The sequence below is a fragment of the Synechococcus sp. R6-10 genome (genome assembly GCF_047461815.1).
Lineage (GTDB): Bacteria > Cyanobacteriota > Cyanobacteriia > Thermostichales > Thermostichaceae > Thermostichus.
In genome coordinates this window covers 1-5667 of sequence record NZ_JANSHW010000077.1, presented here as the reverse complement: position 1 = coordinate 5667, position 5667 = coordinate 1, and the positions used below count along the sequence as shown (strand labels likewise).

Genomic DNA, 5667 nt, shown 5'->3' with positions numbered 1-5667 from the left:
CTCGGGAGAAGAAGCAGAGGAAGTGCGAGAAGAGATCCGCCTGCGCTGAAGGGGAGCTGCTTGCCGACTGGACTGAGCACTTCCAACTGTTCGGCGTAGATCTCGACCTCGCCGGTGGCCAGGCGAGGGTTGAAGGAGTCGGGGGGCCGTTGCTGGACAGTTCCCGTTACCCGCACCACATATTCGTTGCGCACTTCCCCCGCCAGTGGATATGACTGCGGAGTTTTCTGCGGATCCGCCACCAGTTGCACAATGCCAGAGCGATCCCGCAAATCCAGAAAGATCACCCCCCCGTGGTCGCGGCGGCGGTCGATCCAGCCGTAGAGGGTGACGGTCTGGCCAATGTGGGCCGGGCGGACTTCGCCACAGTAGAGGGTGCGGGCCGGGCGATGGATGGCAGCAGGCATGGAAGAGGTGAGAGAACAAGGGTCTGAGCCCCTATCATACAAAACTCAGACCTCCTGCCTCGACTCAGCTTCTCAAGAGCAGTCAGGGGATCCGCCCAGGGCTACCACAATCGTGCAGGTGTTGTGGCGCATCATGGCAACGTAAGTTTCGGCGCCGCTGCCTGCTTCCCCCAAAGAATCGGAGTACAGCTCCTGTTCCGCTACCTTGACCCCGGCTTCGGTGGCCACCGTTTGGAGGAGAGCGGGGTTGAGGGTGGTCTCAGCAAAGATAGCCGGCACCCGCAGAGCGCGGATCTCCTCCACTAAGCGGGCCACTGTCTGGGCGCTGGGCTGTTCTTCGGTGCTGATCCCCAGCAGGGATCCCCCCATTTTCAGGCCGTAGGCTTGGGTGTAGTAGGCAAAGGCATCGTGAGTGGTCACCAAAACCCGGTTGGGAGGGGGGATGGTCTGAATTTGCTCCCCAATCCAGGCATGAAGCTCCTCCAGCTCTGCTCGATAGGCAGCAGCATTGGTTTGGAAGAAGGTCGCCTCGCCAGGCACCTGTTCCGCCAGCTCTTGGGCGATGCGCTCCACCATGCGGATGACGTTTTCCACATTGCCCCACACGTGGGGGTCGGGAGTGGGGATCCCATCCTCCTCATTGGTGACGATGGGATCGAGGATCTCGGCCAAGGCAACCCGCCGCGCTCCTTGGACGGTGGCTTCGATGAGACGCATCAACCCCGGCTCCAGGTTGTAGCCATTCCAGAACACCAAGTCTGCCTGCTCTAGGGCCACCCCATCCGCCGGCGTTGGCTCGTAGACATGGGGATCCATTCCCGGCTGCAGCAGGCTGGTGAGCTGGATGCGATCTTGGCCCACCTGCTCTACCCAATCGGCGATCAACGTAGTGGTAGCCACAACGCGGGGACGCGCCCATCCCGAACCGGCCAAGGCCAGAAAACTGCCGTTCCCGTCAGCGAGACAGAGTCCTATTGCCAAGCCGAAGGCTGCTACCCAACGGCGCCGCCCCCAAAGGAAGACAAGACTTTTGATCATCGTTTCATGGTTTAGATGTCCCTTTAGGGTACACTGGACTTACCGAAAATGAAAACAAAATGAAAAAGCAACTTCCTCCTCTCCCTCTTGGTCCGGCCAGGGGATCCCTGGTGGTGCGGGATCTGACGGTGCGTTACGGCAGCCTGCAGGTGCTGCAAGGGATCCAAGCTGAAATCGCGCCGGGCCGCCTCACGGGCATCCTTGGGCCCAACGGAGCCGGCAAAAGTACGTTTCTCAGAGCGCTGCTGGGGTTGGTGCCGCTGGAACGGGGGGAAGTGCGCTACGGTGGGCAAGCGCTGTGGGGAGAGCAAGTGGCCTATGTACCCCAGCGCTCGGCCATCGACTGGTCGTTTCCCGCCACGGTGTGGGATGTGGTGTTGATGGGGCAGGTGAGAGCTGCTGGCTGGTTTCGCCGCATCGGGAAAAAGGGGCAGCAGCGGGCTGCTCAAGCCCTGGAGCGGGTGGGGATGGGGGCCTACCGGGATCGCCCCATTGGAAAGCTGTCGGGGGGACAACAGCAGCGGGTGTTCCTGGCGCGGGCCTTGGCGCAAGAAGCGGAGATCTACGCCCTTGACGAACCCTTTGCCGGGATCGACCAGCCCAGCGAAGCTATTTTGTTCCAGGTGTTGCGGGAGCTGGCAGATGCCGGCCACATCGTGATGGTGGTGCACCACGATTTGGGGCAGGCCCGGGCCTACTTCGACGAAGTGCTCCTCCTCAACCGTGTCTTAATTGCCCAGGGATCCCCGCGGGAGGTGTTGCAGCCAGCGGTGTTGCAGCGGGCCTATGGCCGAGCCCTGCTGCTGGACTCAGCTGCCTAGGGAGAGTTTGAGGTCAACAACGTTATGGAATGGCTCTGGCACAGCCTGGCGGATCCCTTGAGTTTTGCCTTCATGCAACGGGCTCTGCTGGTGGCGGTGGCCGTCGGCATTCTCTGTGCCGTGGTGGGCAGCTATCTGCTGGTGCAAAGCTTGGCCCTCCTGGGGGATGCCATCAGCCATTCGCTGCTGCCGGGCCTGGCCATTGCCTACATGCTGGGCCTCAACCTGTTTGTGGGAGCCTTTGTGGCCGGTCTCCTCAGCGCCCTCTTAATTCAATGGATCCGCTCCGCCAGCCCCCTCAAGCCGGATGCAGCCATGGGGATCGTCTTTTCGGCCTTTTTTGCCTTGGGGATCCTGTTGATCACTTTGATCCAACGGCGGGCTCGCATCGATCTCAACCACTTCCTCTTCGGCAACCTCCTGGGGGTGAATGCTGTCGATGTGCTGACAGTGGTGGGCATCACCCTTTTGGTGTTGGGGTTAGTGGCCCTCTTCTTCAAGGAATTGACCTTTTACAGCTTCGATCCCTTGGGGGCCAAAGCAGCCGGCCTGCCTACCGAGCGGCTGGGGTGGGGGCTGATGGTGCTCACTTCCCTGACGTTGGTGGCCAGCATGAAGGCAGTGGGCGTGCTCTTAGTGTTGGCCATGCTGATCACGCCAGCGGCAACCGCCTATCTGGTGGTGCCTCGATTGCACCAGGTGATGCTGTTGGGATCCCTATTTGGGGTGAGCGCCAGCCTGCTGGGGATGTACGCCAGCTACTACCTCAATGTGGCCTCCGGCCCGGCCATCGTCCTGGTGGCCTCCGCCTGGTTTAGCCTGGCCTTTCTGGGCAGAGTGTTCTCAGGAACGCGCTAGAAACCAGGGATCGCGGGTTGGGATCCCTGGCTCAAACCTCATCTGAGAGAGGGTAGAAAGCGGTAGGTAGTCAACTCAGAAGCGGGAAGAGCGGCCATCCCGACTGCCGCCTGCACCGGCCTGCCGAGGCAACGCCTTGTTGACCCTCAGATCCCGGCCCATCCAAGTAGCACCGTCCAGCTCGTCGATGGCCTTTTGCTCATCGGCTTCGTTTTCCAGTTCCACAAAGGCAAAACCTCGCTTACGGCCAGTCTCCCGATCCACCGGCAGCTTAATTTGCTTAACGGTGCCGTATTCGGCGAACACAAGTCGCAGGTCTTCTTCGCTGGCCTTGAAGGACAAATTACCTACAAAAATGGTCATGGTGTAGCAAACTCCGAACCTTACCCTTTAGCGTTCAGTTCGGAGGCTCACCTGGTTAAACCATTCGCTCAATCCGAACCTCATGCCAACCACATCTTAGTCTTCCCAATGGCATTTGCAAAGCTATCCTTGCAGCTTTTTGTCCGAGAATTGGGAGAAGCTTTTGTAGCAAGATGGAAACTCAGGATCCTAACCTTCATGGGCGATTGCTTTGGCCCAACGGTTGGCGTTTGGGAGTGCCGGGAGAGCGGGGATAAGGAGGCGGCGTGGGGGCTACTTTCTCCAGCAGTAGGCAGTGGCGCACCCCACGGCTGCGGGGTGTGGTGAAGGCTTCTACATGGATCAGTTTTCCGCCCAGGAGCTCAAGGGCCTGCTCCAAAGTTTGGGCTTCTGCCTCGGTCCAATGGCCGCGATAGAGGATGGCGCGTCCCCCCACCTTGAGCAGAGGCAGGCAATACTCGGCGCAGGTCTCCGCCGAGGCCAGGGCCCTGGCCAGAGCGACATCATAGCTGCCCCGTTCCTGCGGGTCTTGCCCCCAAATTTCGGCCCGCTGAGCCACTGCCCGCGCTTGGGTGAGGGAGAGCCTTTGCAAGGTGTCCTGTACAAAGGCAATCTTGCGTTGGGTGCTGTCCAGCAGGGTAAAGCGGGTTTGGGGCAGGGCAATTTGGGCCGGGATCCCTGGAAACCCTGCCCCGGTGCCGATGTCGATCCCCCGCCAGGGCTGAGCTTGGATCACCTCCCAGGATCCCAGTAGGCGTAGGCCCCGCAGCGAATCCCACAGGTGTTTCTCCCAAAAGTCGATGGGATCGGTGATGCGGGTCAGGTTCTGGGTTCGGTTTCCGGCCATCACCAGCGGATAGAGCTGTTGCAGTTGTTGCTGCTGCTGTTCAGAAGGCTGCCAACCCAGCTCCGCCAGCCAGCTTTCCCACAGCGTCTTGAGCTGTGGGGGCTCAGAGGAAGAAGCGTCAGCCTTCTTCATCCCAGGGATCCCAGTTTCAATCCAGCGGGGATGGCTCTGTCGGCCCAGCCTTTCAGCTCTTGGGTCAAGCCCTGCAAAGAACGGTCGGTGCCCAGCAGCTCTTGGTTTAAGCAAACCAACTCCTGCAAATCCAGCTCCTGACAGCTGGCCCAATCTTCCGCCAGCAAGTTAATCGGCTGCGGCTGAGCCTGAAGCAACTGATGAGAGGCCAACTCCAGCTCTACATTCAAAAGCACCTGCTCCAGCCGTTCTACCCGCTCCTGCATTTGCGCCAGTAGGGCTGCCAACTGCTGACAGCAATGGTGAACCCGCTGAGCATAGATCTTGAGCGGCAGGGTCAGCGGCAGCAACGACTCAGACAACAGTTGAATCAGGTGCTGGGCTTCCAGTTCTTCCAGTTGCAGGTCTTGCCAAATGGCGTGGTAAAGATGAAGCGAGCGACGACAGGCTTCCAGGCGCTGGTAGCAAGGCTGTAATACAGAACCGCGCAGCTCCTGCAGATAGTCGGCCCACAGTTGCCCAGCCTCCACCACCCACCCCGTTTGCAGAAAACTCCACCCCTGGGCCAGCAGCCAACTGATCAACAGGCCCGCCAACAATTGGTTTTTTTGTCGCAACAGGAAAGGCGAAAGGTGCTCTCCCCAAACGGCTAACCCCAGCCAGATCAGGGCAGCCAAAGTCAAATGGGGCAAGCTGATCATCTCGGCCAACAGCTGGGCAGACCAGCGCTGGCGCAGCATCCAGATCACCCCGGCGCCCAAGCTGTACAGCCCTCCCCCCAACAGCGGGATCACCACCAGCCACAGGGGTTGTCCCCTCCACAGGTGCGATAGTGACCCATCTTCGCCCAGCGCATCCCAACTGAGCAAGTACAAAGCCAGCAGAGCCAGAACCACGACCCAGCCCTGCTGTCGCTTGAGACGGCGGGCTAGAAGACGACGGCGGCGGCGCAGATAGGTTTGAAAGGACTCGGCAACAATCGACATAAAAAAATGGCACTGCGGATCCCTACCAATACCCCCACCGGCCTGGAGCGCTCCTTCACGATCATAAGTCTTAACTTTGCTAGGTCATCTGGCTTCTGTATTGCGTTGTTGGCGGGAGTCATGCCCAGCCGGTGGCCAGCTTTTTCAGCTAGAAATCGCAGGAGCCCCGCACTGTACCCGTAGGGTCAGTGCCGGGAGGAATGCGCTTTGATGAA

General features: G+C 60.0%; 7 protein-coding genes. 2 read left to right on the top strand and 5 right to left on the bottom strand.

What is annotated here, in order from left to right; genetic code table 11:
- Together NW837_RS02640 and NW837_RS02635 are read right to left on the bottom strand one after the other, a co-directional pair.
- Positions 1-407: OB-fold nucleic acid binding domain-containing protein (locus NW837_RS02640; RefSeq protein WP_414329143.1), on the bottom strand; the 407-nt coding region annotated here is incomplete at its 3' end.
- Between the two features lie 72 nt (positions 408-479).
- Positions 480-1445 (bottom strand): metal ABC transporter solute-binding protein, Zn/Mn family, encoded by a 966-nt coding sequence (locus NW837_RS02635; RefSeq protein WP_414329142.1) that lies wholly within the window; start codon positions 1443-1445, stop codon positions 480-482.
- A gap of 59 nt (positions 1446-1504) precedes the next feature.
- Here NW837_RS02635 and NW837_RS02630 point away from each other — a divergent pair, with 59 nt between their 5' ends.
- Together NW837_RS02630 and NW837_RS02625 are read left to right on the top strand one after the other, a co-directional pair.
- Positions 1505-2266, top strand: a complete 762-nt coding sequence (locus NW837_RS02630; RefSeq protein WP_414329141.1) for a metal ABC transporter ATP-binding protein — start codon at positions 1505-1507, stop codon at positions 2264-2266.
- Positions 2267-2290: 24 nt separating this feature from the next.
- Positions 2291-3124, top strand: a complete 834-nt coding sequence (locus tag NW837_RS02625) for a metal ABC transporter permease (protein WP_011432792.1) — start codon at positions 2291-2293, stop codon at positions 3122-3124.
- A gap of 75 nt (positions 3125-3199) precedes the next feature.
- Here NW837_RS02625 and NW837_RS02620 read toward each other — a convergent pair whose 3' ends face one another.
- The 3 genes from NW837_RS02620 to NW837_RS02610 all read right to left on the bottom strand — a co-directional run bounded on the left by NW837_RS02620 (position 3200) and on the right by NW837_RS02610 (position 5452).
- Positions 3200-3487 carry an RNA recognition motif domain-containing protein gene (locus NW837_RS02620; RefSeq protein ID WP_414329140.1) on the bottom strand — a complete coding sequence of 96 codons (288 nt, stop codon included), beginning with the start codon at positions 3485-3487 and terminating at the stop codon, positions 3200-3202.
- Positions 3488-3683: 196 nt separating this feature from the next.
- Positions 3684-4466, bottom strand: a complete 783-nt coding sequence (gene rsmG / locus NW837_RS02615; protein ID WP_414329139.1) for a 16S rRNA (guanine(527)-N(7))-methyltransferase RsmG — start codon at positions 4464-4466, stop codon at positions 3684-3686.
- Positions 4463-5452 carry a hypothetical protein gene (locus NW837_RS02610; RefSeq protein WP_414329138.1) on the bottom strand — a complete coding sequence of 330 codons (990 nt, stop codon included), beginning with the start codon at positions 5450-5452 and terminating at the stop codon, positions 4463-4465. The genes rsmG and NW837_RS02610 overlap by 4 nt, the downstream gene beginning before the upstream one ends.
- Positions 5453-5667: the final 215 nt, after the last annotated feature.